The following is a 20,609-nucleotide window of genomic DNA, read 5'->3' as shown; positions in this document are numbered from 1 at the left end:
GGACCCTACGGATAGCCTCCGACGACGTGTCTCGGACCCTGCCCATCTCCGTTCTTATCTCACTGCCCGTCTCCGTGACCGTGCTGGTGCTGCTGCTCGCCGGGTGCGGCGGCTCGCCGAGCGCCACACGCTCGGTCACGCCCTCGACCACCGCGTCGGCCACGACGTCCGCGCCGGCACCGTCGGCCTCATCGTCATCGTCGTCGCCGGGCACACCGACGCCGTCGCCCTCGGCGGGCGACCTGCGCACCACCACGACGTCCTCGCAGGCGGCGGTGCCCAGCGGCGGACCGACCGAGGCCAAGGACTTCCCGGTGCCGCCGGGAGTGAAGGTGAAGGCGCCGGCGCCGCAGGCCAGGTCATGGCAGTTCGACATCACGACCAAGGACACCGCACAGGTGCTGGCCTTCTACCGCAAGGCGCTCGCGGCGCAGGGCTACCGGGTGGAGAACGACGTCACCACCCAGGTGGGCGACGAGAAGGTCCACTACGACATCGCGTTCCACGGACCGGCCGAGGGGTACGTCGTGGCCGACCCCAGCCAGGACGACGTGTTCGTCGTCGTCCAGTCGCTGCCCGTCGGTCGCTGACCCGACGCAGCCGTGGCTGCGAGGGGTCAGCGACCCGGGTCCGGGCTACTCGCCGGCGACGGCCTTCTTGAAGGCGGCGGCGGGCTTGAAGCCGGCCACCTTGGTCGCAGCGATCTGGATGGTCTCGCCGGTCTGCGGGTTACGGCCCTCGCGCGCCGAGCGCTCGCGACGCTCGAAGGTGCCGAAGCCGGCCAGGGTGACGGTGTCGCCCGTGGCGACGGCGTCGGCGATGGCGTCCAGCGCCGTCTGGACGGCCTTCTCGGCCTGGCCGACACCCAGGTCGGCCTCGTCGGCGACCTTCTTGGAAAGCTCTGCCTTGTTCACGTGTGTCCTCTTTCGATCGGAGCTTGCGGGGTCAACCCTGCCTGTTGTGCGGCCCGGAGGCACGGCCGGGGGTCCTCCCGGCGCGTCGTGACGCGGTTCTCAGCGCACCCGGAGCAGCAGGATCCGGTCGTCGGAGGAGCCCGCCGACGTGCGTCCGTCGCGGTTGCTGGTGGTGACCAGGACCCGGTTGCCACCCAGCGCGAGGACGCTGCGCAGCCGCCCGTAGCGCCCGGTCAGGAAGGCCTGCGGCTCGCCCACCGCCCGCGCGCCGGAGAGCCGGATGCGCCAGAGCCGCTCACCTTGCAGGGCGGCCATCCACACCGCACCGTTGACGTAGGCGATGCCGCTGGGCGAGTCCTCCTCGGTGCCCCACTGCGCCACCGGCGAGGTGTAGGCCGCGTCGTCGGTGCTGCCCTGCGTGGCCGGCCAGCCGTAGTTGCGGCCGCGGCGGATCAGGTTGAGCTCGTCGGCCTCCTTGTCGCCGAACTCCGAGGCCCACAGCCGGCCGGCGGGGTCGAAGGCCAGCCCCTGCACGTTGCGGTGGCCGTAGGACCACACCACCGAGCCGAACGGGTTGTTCGACGGCACGCCGCCCGAGGGCGTCATCCGCAGCACCTTCCCGCCCAGGGACGTCTTGTCCTGGGCGAGGTCCTCCTGGCCGGACTCCCCGGTGCCGGCGTAGAGCATGCCGTCGGGACCGAAGGCGATCCGGCCGCCGTTGTGGTGCACGCCGTGCGGGATGCCGCGCAGCACCACGTGGAGGCTCCCCAGCTGCTTGCCGGCCGAGGCCGAGGAGTCGTAGGTGGCCCAGGCGATCCGGTTGTCGTCGTCGGTGGAGTAGTAGAGGTAGATGCGCCGGTCGGTGGCGTAGGAGGGCGAGACGGCCAGGCCGAGCAGGCCGGCCTCGCCCTGCTCGTCGACGTTGGAGACCACGCCCGGCACCGTGGCCACGGTCGTCACCGTGCCGGTGCCGACGTCGAGCCGGTGGATCCGGTAGTCGTCGCGGGTCGCGACCAGCACGCCGCCGTCGGGCAGCAGGGCGAGCCCCCACGGCACGTCGAGGCCGGTGGCGAGGGTGCGCACCACCGTCGCCGACCCGTTCGCCGGTGCGCTCGTCGCGGTGGCCGTCGGGGTGGGGCTGGCAGTGGCCGTCGTGCCGGCCGTAGCGCTGGGGGATGCCGCGCTGGTGCTGGTGGTCGCTGACGGGGTGGACGACGCGGACCCGTCGTCGTCCGGCGCGCACCCGGCGAGCGCGAGCAGTCCGGCCGCGCTCAGGAACGTCCGTCGCCTCATATCCGTCGAACCTACGACGCGACTCTGAGCGTCGGCTGTGCGCACGGCTCAGTCGCCGGCCAGACCCGCATCCTCGCGACGGTGCCGGCCGCTGGGGCCGGTGGGTGCGGGCGCGGCCGAGGCGAACCGTTCGACGTCGTGGTCGGCCAGCCACCGCGCCAGCACCGCGGCGGGCATTGGCCGGGAGATGTGGTAGCCCTGCGCGATCTCGCAGCCGGCGTCGCGCAGCAGCTCCAGGATCGGCTGGGACTCGACCCCCTCGGCCACCACCTCGAGGCCGAGCCGGTGGGCGAGGTCGGTGATGGACTGCACGATGGCGGCGTCCGTAGCGGACTGGTCGAGGTGCATCACGAACGCCTTGTCGATCTTGACCTCGGCGACGGGCAGCCGGGCCAGCTGGCTCAGCGACGTCTGCCCCTGGCCGAAGTCGTCGACGCTGACCAGCACGCCGGTCTTGGCCAGCCGCATCAAGGACGCCGTCGCGCGGGCCGGGTCGGCCATCAGGGCGGTCTCGGTGATCTCGATCGTCAGGCAGCCGGGATCGGACCCGGTGCGGGCCAGCGCGTCGGTCACGTGCGAGGCGAAATCGGCGTTGCCGAGGTTGCGGGCGGAGACGTTGACCGCGACGCGCATCTGTGGATGGCGCGTACGCGCCTGCCCCACCCAGGCCAGGGCGGTCTCGATGACCCAGTCGGTCAGCGGGTCGATCATGCCGGTCTGCTCGATGACGGGCAAGAACTCATCTGGCATCAGCCGGCCGCGCTCGGGGTGCTGCCAGCGCAGCAGCGCCTCGACCGCGGCGACGGCACCGGTCCGCAGGTCGATCTTGGGCTGGTAGTGCAGCTCGAGCTCGTCGTCGCGGATCGCACGGCGCAGGTCGCCGATCAGCGAGAGCCGGTTGGGGTCGTAAGGGTCGCCGGCCTCCTCGTAGTGCACCACCCGCAGCCCGCCGCGCTTGGCGACGTCGGTCGCGACACCGGCGCGCTGCAGCAGCGTCACGGCACTGGTGCCGTCCTCGGGCGCGCGGGCCACTCCCACGGTGAGCTCGACCTCGACCGGGATCCCGGCCAGGTCGATCGGCTCGGTCATCGCCTCGGTGAGCGCGAGCAGCTGCTCGTCGACGGCCACCGCGTCGGCGGCGTCGAAGACGATCGCGAACTCGTCGCCGCCCAGCCGGGCCAGGTGGTCCGGCTCGGCCAGCACCCGGCGGATGCGCCGGCCCACCTCGACCAGCAGCGCGTCGCCGTTGTCGTGGCCCAGGGTGTCGTTGACCTCCTGGAACCGGTCAAGGTCGACGATGGCGATGGTCGTCGGCAGTCCCTGCCGCTCCCGGCGGGCGAGCCCGGCCTCGAGCTCGTCGTGGAACGAGCGGCGGTTGGGCAGCCCGGTGAGCTGGTCGTAGGAGGCCAGGTAGCCGTTGTGCTCGGCCAGCCGCCGCAGGGCGCGCGTGATCGACCACGAGATGCCGGCCAGCACCAGGTAGAGGGCCACGAGGCCGATGGCGAGGTCGCGGTAGAGCGATCGCATGCCGGCGGCGATGTCGCGCGCGATCGGGTCGTAGGGCAGGTAGAGCTCCAAGACGCCCGTCGGTCGTGCCGACGTGCCGTCGGTGAGCGGGGTGTAGACCTCGGCGACGCGGATGCCCTTCTCGATCGCGCCGTCGCCGTCCTCGTCGGCGTTGAGGTGGGTGATCTCGGCGACCGTCTCCCCGTGGGCGGCCTCCTGGGCCTCCTCGTCGGTCTCGGTGCTCCCGGTGCGGTCGTTGGAGTAGATGACGCGACCGCTCAGCGTGCGGATCCGGAACCGGACGATGTCGCCGACCCGCACCGCCGACTCGCCCATCTGGTCCAGGTCGGCGACCTGCGCGGTGCTCAGCGGCCGGCTCAGGTCCACTCCGTCCAGGCGCGGCTCGACCGACGTCCGCCCGAACAGCGCCGCCTGGGCACGAGCCTGGGCGAGCCCGCGGTCCGAGGCACCCGAGCGGTACGTGGCGGCCAGGACGGCCCCCAGCACGAGCACGGGGACCAGGATGGCGATCGCGTAGACCAGGAACAGGCGCACCGCGCTCTGGGGTCCGCGCCGGATCGTCCGTACCACCGACCCAGATTACGAGTTTGGGGGGTTTTACGAGGTAAGTCTGAGAATCACGGCGCCCCGGGCGCGAGGACGACGTCGTCCCACCGCGTCGCGGTCCACTGCGACCCGTCGCCGACCAGGCGCACGCGGCCAGTGTTCGGCAGCAGGTGCTCGCGCGGCAGCTCCGCCGGCAGCTGCGCGGCCCGCGCGCCGCACCAGGCGCGCAGGATCGCGCCGTGCGCGACCACGGCGGCGTGGTCGACGCCCGAGGCGACCACCTCCTCGACGACCGCGTCGAACCGGCCCAGCGCCGCGAGGCCGTCCTCTCCGCCCGGCAGCTGCCGGTCGAGCCGGCCGGCGAGCCAGTCGAGCACCATCTGCCGGTACAGCGACCCGTGCTCCTCGACCACCGACATCTCGTGGTCGCCGGCCCCGATCTCCTTGAGCCCCTCACGCTCCTGCACGACCAGCCCGCGCGGCTCGGCCAGCGCGGCCGCGGTCAGTCGCGCCCGCGTGGTGGGCGAGCTCCAGATGCCCTCCAGCGGCTCCTCGCGCAGGTCCTCGGCGAGCCGCGCCACCTGCTCGCGACCCAGATCGGTGAGATCGGCGCCGGGCACGGCGGTGTCGAGCGCGCGGGTGAGGTTGCTGTGGGTCTGCGCGTGACGGATCAACAGGAGGTCCACCGGGCTAGTGTCTCGATGTATGACGGCGCCAGCGACAGAGCCCCCGGCTGCATCCCCGCCTGTACCTCCGAACCTCCTCGAGGAGCTCGAGCCGGTCGTGGAGGAGAACCTGAACCGTCACCTGGGGCTAGCGCAGGAGTGGCACCCCCACGACTACGTCCCGTGGAGCGAGGGTCGTGACTTCGCCTTCCTGGGCGGCGAGGACTGGGACCCCGAGCAGTCACGCCTCTCCGAGGTGGCCAAGGCCGCGATGGTCCTCAACCTGCTCACCGAGGACAACCTGCCCTCCTACCACCGCGAGATCGCCACCCGGTTCGGCCGCGACGGCGCCTGGGGCACCTGGGTCGGCCGCTGGACCGCGGAGGAGAACCGCCACGGCGTGGCCATCCGCGACTACCTGGTCGTCACCCGCGGCGTCGACCCGGTGGACCTCGAGCGGCAGCGGATGACCTTCATGACCGCGGGCTACGACTCCGGCGACAAGACCCCGCTCGAGGCCGTCGCCTACGTCTCCTTCCAGGAGCTGGCGACCCGGGTCTCGCACCGCAACACCGGCCGGGTCACCGACGACCCGATCGCCGACCGGCTGCTCGCCCGGATCGCCAAGGACGAGAACCTGCACATGGTCTTCTACCGCAACATCGTCAAGGCGGCGCTCGACGTCGCCCCCGACGCGACCATGCGTGCGATCGCCGACGAGGTCATCGGCTTCGAGATGCCCGGCTCGACGATGCCGGGCTTCCGGCGCGGCTCGTTGATGATCGCGAAAGCCGGCATCTACGACCTGCGCCTGCACCACGACGAGGTGATCGCTCCAGTGCTGAAGTTCTGGGGCGTCTTCGAGCGCGAGGGGCTGGGCCCCGAGGGCGAGCGGGCACGCGAGGAGCTGGCCGCGTTCATGCAGGGCCTCGACGACCAGGCCACGACCTTCGTCGCCCGCCGTGAGGAGCAGCGGGCGAAGCTGGCGGCCCGCGCCTGACCCCCCGCCGCCGACGCCGGCTGCGCTGGCTCCTGGTGCCGCTGACGCTCCTCGGCGTGGGCGTGCTGGTCCTGACCCAGCTGGACACCCCGGTGCGCACCCCGGTCGGGGCACGCGGCGTCGGCACCGGGTCGCACCCCGTGGTCGAGGTCGCGGGACTGGGCAGCGACGGCCAGCACTTCGCCCGGCTCACCGCCGCCCTTCGGGAGCGCGGCACCGCGGTGCTCGACTTCGACGCCGCGACCCCAGGCGTGCAACCGCTGAGCTACCGGCCCGCGCGCGGCGCGAGCATCCCCGCGCTGGCCACGCGCCTGGTGGCCCCGCGGATCCGGGCCGCACTGGGGCGCGCCGGGTACCCCCGCGACACCGTCGTCGACGTCGTCGCGCACTCGATGGGGGGCCTGCTGGTGCGCTACCTGATCGAGCACCCGGTCGCCGGCTGGGCGGCACAGGTCGACGACCTGGTGATGGTGGCCACCCCCAACCACGGCAGCGACGTCGTCGCCTGGGAGACCGGCCTCGGCGACAACCCGATGGCCGGCCTGGGCCGGGAGATGAAGCCGGGCTCGGCGTTCCTCGACGCACTCGGCTACGCCGAGCCGAGCGGCGAGGTCTACACCGCCATCGGCGGCGACCCCTGGTTCCTGCGCTGGCTGCGCTACGGCCACCACGGCTTCGACGACCAGGTGCCCGCCGAGTCGCCGTTCCTCACCGGCGCCGCGATCGACACCTTCGGCTACGTGCACGGCCACCTGCTCCGCGCCGAGGAGGTGGTCTCGCTGATCGTGCGGACGCTCAGCGCCCGAGCACGCTAGGGACCTGCGCCGAGGGCACCGGACGACCCAGGTGCCAGCCCTGCGCGGCGTCGCAGCCCAGCTCCTCGAGCATCCGCAGCTGCTCGGCCGTCTCGACGCCCTCGGCACACACCCGCAGGTCGAAGGCGTGGCCGACGCCGACGACAGCGGCGACGACGCGGCCGTTCCGCTCGTCGCAGTCGAGCAGCGACCGATCAATCTTGAGCACGTCGGCGACCGGGAACCGGCTGAGGTAGCCCAGCGAGCTGTACCCGGTGCCGAAGTCGTCGATGAGCAGGCTGATCCCGGCCTCGCGCAGCGCTCGGAGGTTGCCTAGCGTCACGGGGTCGTCGCCGAGCAGCATCGACTCGGTGATCTCGATGCCGAACCGGTCCAGCCGGTGCCGGCCCTCGCCGATGATCGCCACAGTGCGCTCGGCGAAGCCCTCACGGCACAGCTCGGCGGCCGAGGCGTTGACCGTGACCCGCAGCTCCTCGACGTCGCCCCAGGTCTGCACGTCCTGGACCACGCGGCGCAGCACGACCTCGCCGAGGTCGTGGATCATCCCGGTCTGCTCGGCCACGGCGATGAACTCGTCGGGCGCGACCGCGCGGCCCTCGTCGGTCCAGCGGGCCAGCGCCTCAAGAGCGCACACGCGGCCCGTCGCGACGTCGACGATCGGCTGGTAATGGGCCTCGATGTGTCCCTTCCGCAACGCGGTGCGCAGCCGCTGGGCCAGTCCCAGCTGGTGCCGGGTCTCCTCGAGCATGGAGACGTCGAACAGCCGGTAGCCGCTGCGCCGCTCACGCTTGGCGGCGTACATCGCGATGTCGGCGCGACCCAGCAGTGGATCTTCCGGCAGGGCTCGGCCGTGGGCGACCGCGACGCCGATCGATGTCCGTACGACAAGTCTGCGACCCGCCAGCTCCATCTCGCGGCGCAGCGAGGCCTGCAGCCGTTCGGCGAGCGCCTCGGCCTGCGGCTCGGCCATCGCCTCGCACACGACGACGAACTCGTCGCCGCCGAGGCGGGCCACCGTCGCACCCGCCGGCGCGGTCTCCCGCAGCCGCAGGGCCACGTTCTGCAGCAGCTGGTCGCCGACGTCGTGACCCAGCGTGTCGTTGATCAGCTTGAAGTCGTCGAGATCGAGCAGCAGCGCCGCGACCGCGGTCTCCCGACCGGCGGCCGCCACCAGCGCCCGGTCCAGGGTCGCCCCGAGCAGGGCCCGGTTAGGCAGAGAGGTGAGCGGGTCGTGGAGCGCCTGGTGCTCCAGCTGGAGCTGTAGCGCCTCGCGCCGGATCACCGCGCCGAGCGTCGAGGCGATCGCGGAGACGAACGTCTGGTCGTCGTCGGTCCACACGCGTGGTTGCGAGGAGGAGAACCCGAAGACGCCCCACACGCCGTCGGGTCCGGTGATCGGGCAGCACAGCATGCTTTGGCGGCCGTAGCTCTCGGCGACGGTGAGGTCCGCGAAGTCGGGGTCGTTGGCGATGTCGTGCGAGGCCACGATCCGGTTGAGCACGACCGCGCGCCCGGTGACGCTGGTCTTGTCGATCGGGGCGGTCTCGCCCACGAACGCGGGCTCCGTGCAGGCGGTCATCACCAGCGTGGTGCCGGTCGGGTCGAGCTGGAGGATGCCGTTCATCAGCGAGGGGTACAGCGCGTCGATCATTCGCACCGCCTCGGTCGAGAGCTCGGCCACCCCGCAGGTGAGGGCCAGCTGGTTGAAGCGCGCGACCGCGTGCGAGGCGGCCACCTGGCTGCGCAACACCCGGTTGGCGTCGCGCGCGGGCCGCAGGTCGCGGAACACGGTGGCGATGCCCGACACCGTGCCGGTGGTGGGGTGACGCACCAGGTAGCAGCCACCGGCCACCGGGATGTCCTCGGCGGTGTGCTGGTGGCGCAGCGCCGTGGTGCCGCGCCAGGACCCCTGCTGGGCGAGCTCGGCGTCGAACTCCGCCGCACGGGCCCGCGCAGCCGCGCTGAACAGGCCCAGCACCGAGACGCCTCGCAGGTCGGCGTCCGCCGCGATCCCGAGCAGCCGGCGACCCGCGGCGTTGAGGTAGCTCAGGGAGTCGTCGAGGTTGGAGACGGCGACGAAGTCGTCCGACATCTCGATCAGGGCGCTCAGCTGCCCGGTGACCAGACGCGAGGCCGTCGACTCGGACACGCCGAACGGCGCGGAGGCCGTCGGGGTCGAGGAGCTGGCGGTCACCTATCCATTTTCGACGAAAAAGTGGGATTTCGTGGCGTTTCGGGCCCGGTCGGTGACGAAACGCCGGCGTGCCGGAACTACAGGTCATACTCCTTGCCGACCACCAGCGTCCGGTCGCGGGGCAGCCGCAGCTGCTCCACCCGGTCCGTCGCGAGCCGGTGGAGCCCGCAGAAGAGGCGCTGCTGCCAGCGCGGGAGCCCGCCGGAGGCGAGCCGCGGCAGCGGCTCGGAGACGAAGTAGGTCGCCTGGTCGGGATCGACGCCCGCCAGCGTCTTCGGCGAGCGCTCGACCGCGCGCTGCAGGACGCTCTGCGCGTCCAGCCGGTCGCGGTAGCCCAGCGTCATGCTGACCTTCACCAGCTCCAGGCTTCCGCACGCGACCGGCTCGACCTCCGCGTCGGTCTCGTGCGGATCGGCCGCCGGGGTGTCGTCGACCCGCCAGCTCACGATCACCGCGTGCTCGGGCACCACCGACTCGCGCTCGAGCAGGAAACGGAGCGCGAACGGCGCCCGGTCGCCGTCGTCGGTCAAGAAGACCGTGGTGCCGGCGTGACGGTGCAGGTCCGCGGCGTCGCCGGTGTCCGCGACGAGGTCGGCCAGGGCCGGCTCGTCGCGGGCACGGGACCGGCGCAGCCGCGCGCGGCCCACCCACCAGGTCCACATCACCACGAACAGCACCAGCCCGACGGCCACCGGGAGCCAGCCGCCTGAGGGGATCTTGCGCACCGTCGACGCGGCGATCACCAGTACGCACAGGCCCAGCGCCGCCGCAAGCACCGCGCGGACCCGCTGTCGCTGCACCACCGCCAGCACCGTGAACAGGACGACCGTGGTGAGGATGGTCGCGCTCACCGCGACGCCGTAGGCCGAGGCCAGCGCGGTCGAGGACCGGAAGCCGACGACGACGGCGAGCACCGCCGCGCCCAGGGTCCAGTTGGCCGCCGGCAGGTAGATCTGACCGCCCTCCTCCTCCGAGGGATGGCGGGCGCGCAGAAAAGGGAACAGCCCGAGGCCACCGGCCTGGTGCAGCACGGTGAACGTACCGGCGATGACGGCCTGGGAGGCGATCACGGTGGCCAGGGTGGCCAGCACCAGCACGGGGATCGTCGCCCAGGAGGCCACGACGCCGTAGAAGGGGTCGCGGGCGGCACCGTGGTCGCCGACGACGTGCGCCGCCTCGCCGAGGTAGGCGATCACCAGCGCGGGGAACACCAGCCCGAACCACGACCGGGTGATCGCGGGCCGGCCGAAGTGTCCCAGGTCGGCGTACAGCGCCTCGGCGCCGGTGACGGTGAGCACCACCGAGCCCAGCGCCAGGAAGGCGGCGAGGGGGTCCTCCCGCGCGTAGTCGACGGCCCAGGTCGGCGAGAGCGTCTGCAGCACCGAGGGGCGCTGAGCGACGGCGACGACGCCGGCGGCGGCCAGGACGGCGAACCACACCAGCATCACGGGGCCGTAGAGAAAGCCGATACGGCCGCTGCCCACCCGCTGCAGCACGAACACGCCGGCGAGGATCACCAGCGCGATCGGCACCACGAACGCCCCCGCCGAGGGCGCTGCGATCTTCAGGCCCTCGGCCGCGCTGAGCACTGAGATCGCGGGCGTCACCACGCTGTCGCCCAGGAAGAGGGCGGCACCTGCGATGCCCACGAAGCTCATCACCACCACCAACCGCTTCGACGTCGCGTGCCGGCGCAGCAGGGCCAGCAGCGCGAGCAGGCCGCCCTCGCCCTCGTTGTCCTTCGACATCAGCAGTCCGACGTAGAGGGCGCAGACGACGATCGCCATGGTCCAGATGACGGTGGAGGTCAGCCCGTAGACCGAGGCCCGGTCGATCGCCGGTGTCTCGCCGAGCACCGCCTTCATCGCGTACAGCGGGCTGGTGCCGATGTCGCCGAAGACGACGCCTAGAGCGCCCAGCGACAGGGCCGCTCCCGACCGCCCGCGCGACGTCACGGGCTCATCGAAGCACGCCAACGCTTCGGAGTTGCCTCATCCGTCCCGCTGTCCCAGGGTCGGATCATGTCCGTCTTCCTCGCCTGGTCACCCGAGCTGGACCGCGCCGACCGGAACGGCCCCTGGCACGAGATCTGGGAGGTGTCGTCGAGCGTGTGGTTCATCGACAGCGACGACACGCTCTCGGCGGTGTACCACCAGCTCAAGTGGTCGTTTCCCGAGACGCCGTCGCCGCCCGCGATCATGGTGGCCCCGGTGGCCGGGATCCCGAAGCTGCGCGGACTACCTGCCGGAACCTCGACCTGGTTGCGCGAGCGCGGTAGGGCTACCTCCGCCCCGTCTGCGTGAGCCGGCGGTCGACCTCCGCCACGGCCACCGCGTAGACCAGGTGCTGCGCCACCGACGAGGCGAGGACGTCGCGGCGCCACCGCGAGGGCGGCGGGGTGTCGCCCGCGACCGGGAACAGCACGAACGCCATCGTCTGGACCCCGGCGAAGAACGCCCCGGCGGCACCGGGGCGTCCGAGCCGCCGCACCAGCAGCCGGTGCGCGATCGCCATCGCCGACCCGTAGCCCCAGTGGGTGAGCAGGAACAGGGCTCTCGCCCCGGCCTCACTCCTGGGCCGGTAGCCCAGGACCGTCGACGCGGCGTCGACCACGTGATCGGTGGCGTCGTAGTCCACCGGCAGGTCCTGGGTAGAGCGCAGGCGCTTCTCCAGCGCGGTGGTGGTTGTCATCGCCGCGGTACCGGCGGTCCCGGTCAGGTAGCCCAGCGCGATCTCCCGCGCCACCGTGCGGGCGTCGAGGCGCACCGGCATCGGCCTACCTAGGCCCGGTTGCGGTTCCCGGGGTAAAGGCGCGCGGCGAGGATGACGCCGATGACCGCGAGGACGACCTGGACGATCAGCTCGACCCAGTCGACTCCGTTGGTGTCGCGCATCGGCCCGACGATGGCGGTGCCGATCAGCGCGGCGACGATGCCGACCACGATGGTCAGCCAGATCGGGATGTTCTGCTTCCCCGGGGCCAGGATCCGGCCGACGACGCCGAGGATGGCGCCGATGATGATGGCGGTGATGATGCCTGCGACGGTCATGGTCTCTCCTCGGGCTGGCGCCGGGTGCGCTCCTGGCAGCGTACGTCTCGCGGCGACCCGGGTGGGTGTCAGGCCAGCGGGGTCTGGTCGAGATGGTCGAGCAGGTGCGCTGGGGAGTCGAAGACCTGGTCCGCGCCGGCCTCGATGAGCTCGTCCGCACCGATCCCACCGGTGAGCAGGCCGATCATGTGGTGGCCGCGCTCCTTGGCGGCACGGGCGTCCCACGTGGCGTCGCCGACGACGACGGCTCGTGATCCGCCGACGCGCTCCAGCGCGACGTCGATGACGTCGGGCGCAGGCTTGGACTGCTCGGCGTCCTCGTTGGTCGATCGCTCGTGGAGCTGGTGAGCCCCGCCGACCAGGTCCAGCAGCCGGTCGGCCTGCTCGGCCGGGCCCGAGGTGGCGACCACGACGTTGAGGCCGCGACGTCGCAGCTCGGTCAGCACCTCCGCTGCGCCCGGCAGCGCGTGCACGTCGCCGATGCGCTCTTCGAAGAGCGCGTCGTGGCGCGAGCGCACTTCGTCACCCACGGCCTTCTCGACAGCCTCTCCCGCGACCGCCGCCACCAGACGATCGCCACCCATTCCGATCGCACGATGGATCACGTGGTGCGCGACCTCGACCCCGACCGCCGAGAACGCCGCGTCCCACGCGACGACGTGGAGGTAGCTGGTGTCGACCAGGGTCCCGTCCAGGTCGAACACGACCGTGTCGATGTCGCTCACCGCCAGATCACCTCTCCTCGTGTACGTCGGCGCGACCCCGGTCGTCGTGGATGGCCGCCCCTGCGCTGGCTAGACGTTGAAGCGGAACTCCACCACGTCGCCGTCGGCCATCACGTAGTCCTTGCCCTCCATGCGCACCTTGCCGGCCGCCTTGGCCGCGGCCATGGTGCCGGCCGCGAGTAGGTCGTCGTAGGAGACGATCTCGGCCTTGATGAAGCCCTTCTCGAAGTCGGTGTGGATAACGCCCGCGGCCTGGGGGGCCGTGGCGCCCTTGGCGATCGTCCAGGCGCGCGACTCCTTGGGGCCGGCGGTCAGGTAGGTCTGCAGGCCGAGGGTGTCGAAGCCGACGCGGGCCAGCACGTCGAGGCCGGGCTCGTCGACGCCGGTCTCGGCGAGCAGCTCGCGCGCCTCCTCGTCGTCGCCGAGCTCGACCAGCTCGGCCTCGAACTTGGCGTCGAGGAAGATCGCCTCGCTCGGGGCCACCAGGTCGCGCATCCGCTGCTTGAGGTCCTCGTCGGCCAGCTCGTCGGCGTCGCAGTTGAAGACGTAGAGGTAGGGCTTGGCGGTGAGCAGCATCAGCTCGCGCAGGTGGTCGCGATCGAGATCGGTGGCGATGATCGGCGTCCCGGCCTCCAGCGCCGCCTGTGCCTGCCTGGCGGTCTCGACGACGGGCAGCAGCTCCTTGCGGCCCTTGGCCTCCTTCTCCAGTCGCGGCACCGCCTTCTCGACCGTCTGCAGGTCGGCCAGGATCAGCTCGGTCTGGATGGTGCCGATGTCGGAGGCCGGGTCGACCTGCCCGTCGACGTGGGTGACGTCCTCGTCGCGGAAGACGCGCGTCACCTGGCAGATGGCGGCGGCCTCGCGGATGTGGGAGAGGAACTTGTTGCCCAGCCCCTCTCCCCCGGCGGCGCCCTTGACGATGCCGGCGATGTCGACGAACTCGACGGTGGCCGGCACGACGCGCTCGGAGGAGAACAGCTCGGCCAGCCGCGGCAGCCGTTCGTCGGGGACCCCGACGACGCCGACGTTGGGCTCGATGGTGGCGAACGGGTAGTTCGCGGCGAGGACGTCGTTCTTGGTCAGGGCGTTGAACAGCGTGGACTTGCCGGCGTTGGGCAGGCCGACGATTCCGATGGTGAGAGCCACGGGCCTCGACTCTACGGGCCCGGCTCCTCGCGCACGAAGTCGGCGAAACCCCGGTGTGGTGAACACGTGGCGTGGAGATGCGGATCGACCACGACGGTCTCGGCGGAGGGGTCGAGGGCGTCGGACTCCGTCCCCTGCTCGAGCACGCCGACGACGACGGCAAGGGGCTGCCGACCGGGAAGGTCGACGCGTAGGAAGTTCCTAGACACTCATCGGCTGTGACCCTGGTCTCAGCGTCCCGTCCCGGGTTGACTGGCCAGACGACGGCGACGACCGGTGGCCGTCCCTCAACGCGGAGGCGACCAGATGAGCGACCAGATCGACTACGACAAGCTCTACATCGGCGGGGAGTGGGTCCATCCCAGCTCCGAGAGCCGGTTCGAGGTGACCTCGGCGAGCACCGGTGAGCGCATCGGCAGCGTCCCCGAGGCGATGGAGGCCGACGTCGACGCCGCCGTCGCCGCGGCCCGCCGCGCCTTCGACGACCCGCAGGGCTGGTCGAGCTGGGAGCCGGCGCGTCGAGCCGACGCCATCGACAGCCTGGCCGACGAGTTCGAGAAGCGCTCGGAGGAGTTCGCCCGCCGGGTGAGCGCCCAGAACGGCATGCCGATCTCGATCGCCACCCAGCTCGAGGGTGGCTTCCCAGTCCTCGTGATGCGCTACTTCGCCGGCCTGGCTCGCGAGGCGTCGTTCGAGGAGGAACGCCCGCACATGCTCGGCGGCACCACCACGGTGCGCCGTGAGCCGATCGGCGTCGTCGGGGCGGTGGCGCCGTGGAACTACCCGCAGACGCTGGCCTCCTTCAAGCACGCCCCTGCCCTCGCCGCCGGGTGCACCATCGTCTTGAAGCCGTCGCCGGAGACCGTCTTGGACGCGATGCTCTTCGCCGAGGCGGTCGAGGCCTCCCAGGTGCCGCCCGGCGTCATCAACATCGTGCCCGGTGGCCGCGAGGTCGGCGCCTACCTCGTCGAGCACCGCGACATCGACAAGGTCGCCTTCACCGGGTCCACCGCCGCGGGCCGGCAGATCGCCGAGACCTGCGGCCGGCTGCTGCGGCCGGTCACCCTCGAGCTCGGCGGCAAGTCTGCCTCGATCGTGCTCGACGACGCAGACCTCGACCTGTCCAAGATCGGCGAGGACCTGTTCGCCGCGACCCTCATGAACAACGGCCAGACCTGCTACCTCGGCACGCGCGTGCTCGCGCCGGCGTCGCGCTACGACGAGGTCGTGGACGTGATGTCGACGTTCGTCTCCTCCCTCGCCGTCGGCGACGCGATGGACCCGACCACCCAGATCGGTCCGATGGCCTCGACGTCGCACCGCGACCGGGTCGAGAGCTACATCGAGAAGGGGAAGGGCGACGGTGCCCGGCTGGTCACCGGTGGCGGGCGTCCCGACGGCGCCGGCTGGTTCGTGCAGCCGACGATCTTCGCCGACGTCGACAACAGGTCCACCATCGCGCAGGAGGAGATCTTCGGGCCCGTGCTCTCGGTGATCCGCTACGACAACGACGACGACGCGGTCCGGATCGCCAACGACTCCGACTACGGCCTCGGCGGCAGCGTCTGGACCTCGGACGCGGAGCGAGGCATGGACGTCGCGCGGCGGGTGCGGACCGGCACCATCGGGATCAACCGCTACCTGGTCGACCCCGGAGCTCCGTTCGGCGGCGTCAAGGCCAGCGGCATCGGCCGCGAGCTCGGACCGGACGCGCTGGGCGCCTACCAGGCGGTGAAGACGATCTTCAGCTAGATCGCCACGAGGCCGGTGACGTCGAGGACCAGCTCCTCCTCGGCGTCACTGGCCGCGAGGTCGACGGTGGCGGTGATTCGCCAGTCGTGGTCGCCGGCCGGGTCGTCGAGGATCTGCTGCACCCGCCACGACGTCGGCTCGCGCTCGACGATGACCAGGTGCGGACCGCGCGCGTCGGGGCCGGTGAGCACCGAGTCGTGCTCGGCGTAGTAGGCCTCCAACGCGGCGTCCCACTCCTCGCGCGACCAGGTCGACGACTCCAGCAGCCCGTCGACGTCGTCGGCCGCGACCAGCAGCACCCGGCGGAACATCGCGTTGCGCACGAGCCGGGTCAGCGCCCGCTCGTCGGCGGTGAAGCGGGCCGGCGGGCGCGGCGCGGCCTCGACCGACGGCTCGGGGTTCGTCAGCGCCTCCCACTCGTCGAGCAGCGAGGAGTCGGTCTGGCGCACCACGGCCCCGAGCCACTCGACCAGGTCGTCGACCTCGGGGGTGCGGGCCGCCTCGGGCACAGTCTGGCGCAGCTCGCGGAAGGCGTCGGCGAGGTAGCGCAGCAGCAGCCCCTCCGAGCGCGAGAGACCGTAGAACGACACGTACTCGGTGAAGTTCATCGCCCGCTCGTAGAGGTCGCGCACGACCGACTTCGGGGACAGGGCGTCCTCGCCGAGCCAGGGGTGGCTGTGCCGGTAGAGGCCGTAGGCGTGCTCCAGCACCTCCTCGAGGGGCTTGGGCCAGGTGACCTCCTCGAGCAGCTCCATCCGCTCGTCGTAGTCGACGCCGTCGGCCTTGAGCGCCGCCACCGCCTCGCCGCGCGCCAGGTGCTGCTGGGCCATCACCACCGGTCGCGGGTCCTCCAGCGTCGCCTCCACGACCGACACCACGTCGAGCGCGTACGTCGGCACCTCGCGGTCGAGCAGGTCGAAGGCGGCGAGCGCGAAGGTCGAGAGCGGCTGGTTGAGCGCGAAGCCGAGCTGCAGGTCGTCGACCAGCCGGACCATCCGGCCGTCCTGCACCACCACGCCGGCGTCGAGCAGCGAGCGGTAGGCCGCCACCGCGCGGCGCACCAGACGCACCTGGGAGCGGGGGTCCTCGTGGTTGTCGCGCAGCAGCCGACGCATCGACTCGAACGGGTCGCCGCCGCGAGAGATGACGTCGAGCAGCATCGCGTGGGTGACCCGCATCCGCGAGACCAGCGGCTCGGGCTCGGCGGCCACCAGCCGGTCGAAGGCCTCCTCGGTCCAGCTCACCTGACCGTCGGGCGCCTTCTTGCGCTGGACCTTGCGACGCTTCTTGGGGTCGTCGCCGGCCTTGGCGAGCGCCTTGTGGTTCTCCACCGTGTGCTCCGGCGCCTGCACGACCACCGTGCCGGCGGTGTCGTACCCGGCCCGGCCCGCCCGGCCCGAGATCTGGTGGAACTCCCGGGCGTTGAGCAGGCGCGTCCGGCGCCCGTCGAACTTCACGAGCCCGGTGAGCAGCACGGTGCGGATGGGCACGTTGATGCCGACGCCGAGCGTGTCGGTGCCGCACACCACCTTCAGCAGGCCCTGCTGGGTGAGCTGCTCGACCAGTCGTCGGTACTTCGGCAGCATTCCCGCGTGGTGCACGCCGACGCCGTGGCGCAGCAGCCGCGAGAGCGTCCGGCCGAAGCCGGGGCTGAACCGGAAGCCGCCGATGGCCTCGGCGATGGCGTCGCGCTCCTCGCGGGTGGCGACGTTGGCGCTCGTGAGCGCCTGCGCCTGCTGCAGGGCGGCGGCCTGGGTGAAGTGGACGACGTAGACAGGCGCCTGGTGGGTGCCCAGCAGCTCCTCGATCGTCTCGTGGAGCGGGGTCAGCGCCCACTCGAAGGTCAGCGGCACCGGCCGCTCGGCGCTGGCGACGACGGTGGTCTCGCGGCCCGTGCGCCGGGTCAGGTCGGCGACGAAGGGGGTGACGTCGCCGAGCGTGGCCGACATCAAGAGGAACTGGGCCTGCGGGAGCTCCAGCAGCGGCACCTGCCAGGCCCAGCCGCGGTCTGGGTCGGCGTAGAAGTGGAACTCGTCCATCACCACCTGGCCGACGTCGGCGTCGGCGCCGCCGCGCAGCGCCACCCGGGCCAGGATCTCCGCGGTGCAGCAGATGATCGGGGCGTCGGCGTTGACGCTGGCGTCGCCGGTGACCATGCCGACGCGCTCGGCGCCGAAGATGGCCACGAGGTCGAAGAACTTCTCCGAGACCAAGGCCTTGATCGGAGCCGTGTAGTACGTCCGCCTCCCCTGCGCGAGCGCGAGCAGGTGCGCGCCGACCGCCACCAGGCTCTTGCCGGTGCCGGTGGGGGTGGCCAGGATGACGTTCGCGTCGGTGAACAGCTCCAGCAGTGCGTCGGTCTGGGCCGGGTAGAGCGTCAGTCCCCGCTCGGCCGCCCAGCCGGTGAAGACCTCCAAGAGCGCGTCCGGGTCGGCGTCGGCGGGAATCTGGTCGCCCAGGGCGCTCGGCGCGCCGGTGGGTCCTGAGGAGACCGTCACGCCAGGCCGTGCTGCATCAGCACCAGCAGCTCCTCGTAGGGGCCGGCGAGGGTCGCGCGGTCGCCCGGCTCGAACCGGACGTCGCGACGTGGCAGGTGCACGTCCTCACCCGACGCCCGGTGCAGCGAGACGACGCGGATCCGCGCGGGCAGTTCGTTCATCGGCCGGCCCACCAGCGGCGAGCGCGGCGGTACGTCGAGCATCGCGACGAGCACGGGACGCCCGGCCACGTAGAAGGTCTGCCGCACCTCGAAGCCGAGCGCGGCGCCGACGAACCACGGTGCGGCGAGGGCCGAGGGCGAGAGGGCGTCGGAGAAGGCGAGGCTGTGGGAGACGGTGCGCTGCAGCCGGGGGTCGAACGTCCGCAGCACCACGGGCAGGTCGCGCCCCTCGAGCAGGTCGCGCACGGCCAGTCCGGTCTCGATGTTGGCCATGTCGTCGCTGGTCATCACCGCCACCGCCCGCGCCTCGTCGAGCCGCGCCGTCGACCACGTGTCCGGCAGGGTCGCGTCGGCGATGATCACCGGCACGTGGCGGGCGCGCAGCTGGCTCAGGAACCGGTTGTCCTCGTCGACCTCCACCACCGCGACGTCGTGGCCCCAGCCGCGGAGCAGGTCGACCACCGCCATACCCACCGCACCCGCACCGGCCACCACGACATGGCCGGACAGGCCGGTGAGCCGACGTCGGCCCAGCGCCTGCGCGATGGTCTGCCCGATGAGGGCGTTGGTGACCAGCGCGAAGACCACCGCGGCCAGGGTCGCGCCCACCAGCATCAGCACGATCGCCCAGATCCGCAGCCAGGTGTGCTGGTCGCGGAAGTAGAAGTCGCCGAACCCGACGGTGCCGATGGTCTCCACGGTGAAGTAGAGCGCGTCGACGAAGCTCATCCGGGTTCCGTCCGGCTCGCGGTAGCCGACCATCAGCAGCGTCACCGACAACGCCATCAGGCCGAGCAGCGTGGCGATTGCGATCTTGAAGCGACGGTCCATGTCGCGGATCAGGAACCGCACCAGGGTCGTGCGTCGAGGCCCGACCCGCGGCGCGCGGGCTCCCACGAACGCCGGCATCGCCGGAGCGTCCTGCGCGCCGAGGCCGGCAGCGCGCACGTCGGCCTCCGGCCCGACCAGTACGACGACGTCGCCGGGTGCGGCGCGCTCGTCGCGGCCCGGCGAGGTGAGCACCTCGCCACCGGCTCGCTCCAGAGCCAGCGGTGCGAGATCGCCGTAGGCCTCGCGCAGCACGCACTCGCGGGCCACCTCGGCGCGCACCACGAGGAACTCCTGCCCCGCCACCTCCAGCCGGTGGGACTCCTCGCGCAGGCACGCCTCGGCCACCGACGGCGCTGCCAGCGCGGCGGCGTCGAGCACCCGGACGCCGATGTCCTCCAGCGCCCGCGCCACCGCGGCGTTGCGCAGCTGGGCGACGACCGTCAGGTCGGGCCGCAGCTCACGGGCCAGCAGCGCCGTGGCCAACGTGTGCAGGTCGTCGCTCTCGGTGCACACCAGCGCGGCGGCGCGCTCGACGCCGGCCGCCCGCAGTGTCGACTCCAGCCGGGAGTCCTCGCGCAGCAGCTCGACGCCCATGCCGGCCAGGAGGTGGGGCAGGTTCCGGTCGGGCTCGTCGTCGACCACGAGCGGCGTGGCTCCCGCCAGCCGCAGCTGCTCCACGAGGCGCATGCCGTCGTCGTGCAGGCCGCAGACGATGACGTGCCCCTCGAGGTGGTCGGTCACTGCTCCAGGACGGGTCGGCCGGGTGCGACCCGGCGCCCGGTGTGCGTAGCGAAGGTCAGCCACAGGCTCAGCGCGACGTAGTAGGCCGGGTAGAGCAGCGAGATCACGACCAGCCAGTCGGCCGAGTCGGGCAGCTGCGCGGTGATGACGGCGAACGCGACGAACCAGGCCGCGGCCAGGCCGTTGTTGAGGTACCACAGCGTCTCGGTGCGCGAGGGGTAGACGTACTTGACCGGCACGAAGACCAGCACCGTGCACACCGCCAGCGCCACCACCGTCGCCGTGTGCCCGAACCCGCCGACGACGGCGTAGAAGGCCACGACGTTCCAGTAGCTGGGGAAGCCGAGGAAGAAGTGGTCGTCGGTCTTCGCGTCGCTGCGGCAGAACTGGTAGCACGAGGCCAGCAGCGGCACCGAGGCGCAGACGCCGCCGAGCACACCACCGGGCAGGAACCCGTTGGTCCACAGCAGGATCATCGGCGCGAAGGCGTAGGTGAGGTAGTCGACGATGTTGTCGAGCAGAGCGCCGTCGAAGCCCGGCATGACCTCCTTCACCCGGAAGTGGCGGGCCAAGAACCCGTCCGTGCCGTCGACGACCATCGCGGCCAGGAACAGCCACAGCACCGCCTGCACTTCGCCGCGGTAGGCGAGATGCACCATCAGCAGCGCGAGCACCGCGCCCGTGGCCGTGTAGGCGTGGACCAGGGCAGCGGCCAGCCGAGGTCCGGTCATGCGAGCCAACGCTACCTGTC

The 20,609-nt window shown here is 72.0% G+C and carries 19 protein-coding genes; 6 read left to right on the top strand and 13 right to left on the bottom strand.

Annotation, left to right across the window (positions count from 1 at the left end):
- The first annotated feature begins 26 nt into the window (after positions 1-26).
- Positions 27-590 (top strand): hypothetical protein, encoded by a 564-nt coding sequence (locus D9V37_RS02350; protein ID WP_147455843.1) that lies wholly within the window; start codon positions 27-29, stop codon positions 588-590.
- A gap of 45 nt (positions 591-635) precedes the next feature.
- Here the strand turns inward: D9V37_RS02350 and D9V37_RS02345 are convergent, their stop codons facing one another.
- The 4 genes from D9V37_RS02345 to D9V37_RS02330 all read right to left on the bottom strand — a co-directional run bounded on the left by D9V37_RS02345 (position 636) and on the right by D9V37_RS02330 (position 4,966).
- Positions 636-914 (bottom strand): HU family DNA-binding protein, encoded by a 279-nt coding sequence (locus tag D9V37_RS02345; RefSeq protein WP_121804498.1) that lies wholly within the window; start codon positions 912-914, stop codon positions 636-638.
- Positions 915-1,013: 99 nt separating this feature from the next.
- Positions 1,014-2,207, bottom strand: a complete 1,194-nt coding sequence (locus D9V37_RS02340) for a PQQ-dependent sugar dehydrogenase (RefSeq protein ID WP_121804497.1) — start codon at positions 2,205-2,207, stop codon at positions 1,014-1,016.
- 48 nt (positions 2,208-2,255) lie between these two features.
- Positions 2,256-4,304 (bottom strand): putative bifunctional diguanylate cyclase/phosphodiesterase, encoded by a 2,049-nt coding sequence (locus D9V37_RS02335; protein WP_147455842.1) that lies wholly within the window; start codon positions 4,302-4,304, stop codon positions 2,256-2,258.
- 47 nt (positions 4,305-4,351) lie between these two features.
- A complete protein-coding gene (locus tag D9V37_RS02330) occupies positions 4,352-4,966 on the bottom strand; it encodes a histidine phosphatase family protein (protein WP_158604352.1) in 615 nt (204 codons plus the stop codon).
- A gap of 19 nt (positions 4,967-4,985) precedes the next feature.
- Here D9V37_RS02330 and D9V37_RS02325 point away from each other — a divergent pair, with 19 nt between their 5' ends.
- On the top strand, positions 4,986-5,945 hold the full coding sequence (locus D9V37_RS02325; RefSeq protein WP_121804494.1) for an acyl-ACP desaturase: 960 nt from the start codon (positions 4,986-4,988) through the stop codon (positions 5,943-5,945).
- A 35-nt stretch (positions 5,946-5,980) separates the two neighbouring features.
- Positions 5,981-6,760 carry a DUF7379 domain-containing protein gene (locus D9V37_RS02320; RefSeq protein ID WP_121804493.1) on the top strand — a complete coding sequence of 260 codons (780 nt, stop codon included), beginning with the start codon at positions 5,981-5,983 and terminating at the stop codon, positions 6,758-6,760.
- Here the strand turns inward: D9V37_RS02320 and D9V37_RS02315 are convergent.
- Together D9V37_RS02315 and D9V37_RS02310 are read right to left on the bottom strand one after the other, a co-directional pair.
- A complete protein-coding gene (locus tag D9V37_RS02315; RefSeq protein ID WP_121804492.1) occupies positions 6,741-8,954 on the bottom strand; it encodes a putative bifunctional diguanylate cyclase/phosphodiesterase in 2,214 nt (737 codons plus the stop codon). The two genes, D9V37_RS02320 and D9V37_RS02315, sit on opposite strands and share 20 nt — an antisense overlap.
- A gap of 77 nt (positions 8,955-9,031) precedes the next feature.
- A complete protein-coding gene (locus D9V37_RS02310) occupies positions 9,032-10,909 on the bottom strand; it encodes a KUP/HAK/KT family potassium transporter (protein ID WP_158604351.1) in 1,878 nt (625 codons plus the stop codon).
- Positions 10,910-10,975: 66 nt separating this feature from the next.
- Here D9V37_RS02310 and D9V37_RS02305 point away from each other — a divergent pair, with 66 nt between their 5' ends.
- The gene (locus tag D9V37_RS02305; RefSeq protein ID WP_121804490.1) at positions 10,976-11,257 is read left to right on the top strand and encodes a hypothetical protein; all 282 of its coding nucleotides are present in this window, start codon (positions 10,976-10,978) and stop codon (positions 11,255-11,257) included.
- On the opposite strand, the gene D9V37_RS02300 is transcribed toward D9V37_RS02305, so the two are convergent.
- From D9V37_RS02300 to ychF, 4 genes are all read right to left on the bottom strand, one after another.
- Positions 11,235-11,726: a hypothetical protein gene (locus D9V37_RS02300; protein ID WP_121804489.1), complete on the bottom strand. Its 492-nt coding sequence runs from the start codon at positions 11,724-11,726 to the stop codon at positions 11,235-11,237. The genes D9V37_RS02305 and D9V37_RS02300 overlap by 23 nt on opposite strands.
- Before the next feature lie 8 nt (positions 11,727-11,734).
- On the bottom strand, positions 11,735-12,004 hold the full coding sequence (locus tag D9V37_RS02295) for a GlsB/YeaQ/YmgE family stress response membrane protein (RefSeq protein WP_121804488.1): 270 nt from the start codon (positions 12,002-12,004) through the stop codon (positions 11,735-11,737).
- 68 nt (positions 12,005-12,072) lie between these two features.
- Complete coding sequence (locus tag D9V37_RS02290; protein ID WP_158604350.1) at positions 12,073-12,729, bottom strand: HAD family hydrolase; 657 nt, start codon at positions 12,727-12,729, stop codon at positions 12,073-12,075.
- Positions 12,730-12,798: 69 nt separating this feature from the next.
- Positions 12,799-13,875 carry a redox-regulated ATPase YchF gene (gene ychF, locus D9V37_RS02285; protein ID WP_121804486.1) on the bottom strand — a complete coding sequence of 359 codons (1,077 nt, stop codon included), beginning with the start codon at positions 13,873-13,875 and terminating at the stop codon, positions 12,799-12,801.
- 71 nt (positions 13,876-13,946) lie between these two features.
- On the opposite strand from ychF, the gene D9V37_RS20840 reads away from it, so the two are divergent.
- Both D9V37_RS20840 and D9V37_RS02280 read left to right on the top strand, forming a co-directional pair.
- A complete protein-coding gene (locus D9V37_RS20840) occupies positions 13,947-14,069 on the top strand; it encodes a hypothetical protein (RefSeq protein WP_269778356.1) in 123 nt (40 codons plus the stop codon).
- Positions 14,070-14,181: 112 nt separating this feature from the next.
- Positions 14,182-15,627, top strand: a complete 1,446-nt coding sequence (locus D9V37_RS02280) for an aldehyde dehydrogenase (RefSeq protein ID WP_121804485.1) — start codon at positions 14,182-14,184, stop codon at positions 15,625-15,627.
- On the opposite strand, the gene D9V37_RS02275 is transcribed toward D9V37_RS02280, so the two are convergent.
- Genes D9V37_RS02275 through D9V37_RS02265 form a run of 3 tightly spaced genes read right to left on the bottom strand, consistent with a single transcriptional unit; the run spans position 15,624 to position 20,589 of the window.
- A complete protein-coding gene (locus tag D9V37_RS02275; RefSeq protein WP_121804484.1) occupies positions 15,624-18,125 on the bottom strand; it encodes a DEAD/DEAH box helicase in 2,502 nt (833 codons plus the stop codon). The genes D9V37_RS02280 and D9V37_RS02275 overlap by 4 nt on opposite strands.
- Entirely contained in the window at positions 18,122-19,858 is a 1,737-nt protein-coding gene (locus tag D9V37_RS02270) for an NAD-binding protein (protein WP_121804483.1), read from the bottom strand. The genes D9V37_RS02275 and D9V37_RS02270 overlap by 4 nt, the downstream gene beginning before the upstream one ends.
- Entirely contained in the window at positions 19,855-20,589 is a 735-nt protein-coding gene (locus D9V37_RS02265; RefSeq protein WP_121804482.1) for a CDP-alcohol phosphatidyltransferase family protein, read from the bottom strand. Before D9V37_RS02265 ends, D9V37_RS02270 begins: the two co-directional genes overlap by 4 nt.
- Between the last annotated feature and the right edge of the window lie 20 nt (positions 20,590-20,609).

This window comes from Nocardioides mangrovicus (assembly GCF_003674065.1).
Classification (GTDB): Bacteria; Actinomycetota; Actinomycetes; order Propionibacteriales; family Nocardioidaceae; genus Marmoricola; species Marmoricola mangrovicus.
The sequence above is the reverse complement of the archived record's forward strand: the minus strand, read 5'-3'. Positions and strand labels throughout refer to the sequence as shown.